1 protein-coding gene is annotated in these 387 nt (G+C 65.6%); it reads right to left on the bottom strand.

All coding sequences use genetic code 11. The features are described from left to right. Positions 1 to 194: 194 nt before the first annotated feature. The coding region (locus tag KBY32_RS35185) for a hypothetical protein (protein ID WP_210982928.1) at positions 195 to 387 on the bottom strand (193 nt) is incomplete at its 5' end.

The raw sequence follows: 387 nt of genomic DNA, 5'->3' as shown, positions 1-387 counted from the left end.
CCGCCTTGTAGAAGGCCTTGGCACGGTCGACGTCGGAGACGGGCAGCACCAGGACTTCCAGTCTGAGATCCACTTGTCGTCACTCCATTGATGAGGCTTTCGGCTGTTCGTCGATGCGACACGGTGGCACGTCGCCGCGGGCGACGGCGACGTGCCACCGTGTCCGCTGTCAGGTCACTGGACGGTCCCGACGGTCAGACGCCGTCGTTCTCCCAGTGGTGAACGGCCTTGGTCGCGGTGACGTCGCTGGCGTAGACGAGTGCGACACGGTGGTTGTACTGCACGGTGTACATCTTCTTGCCGCCGATGACGACCGCTCCGCTGGACGGGAAGTAGTCGTCCGTGGCCGAGGCGTCCTGGGTGGCCACGTACGCCTGTCCGGCCGGG

This window comes from Streptomyces sp. RK62 (assembly GCF_018070255.1).
Lineage (GTDB): Bacteria > Actinomycetota > Actinomycetes > Streptomycetales > Streptomycetaceae > Streptomyces > Streptomyces nigra.
This window is presented reverse-complemented; position numbering and strand designations above follow the sequence as displayed.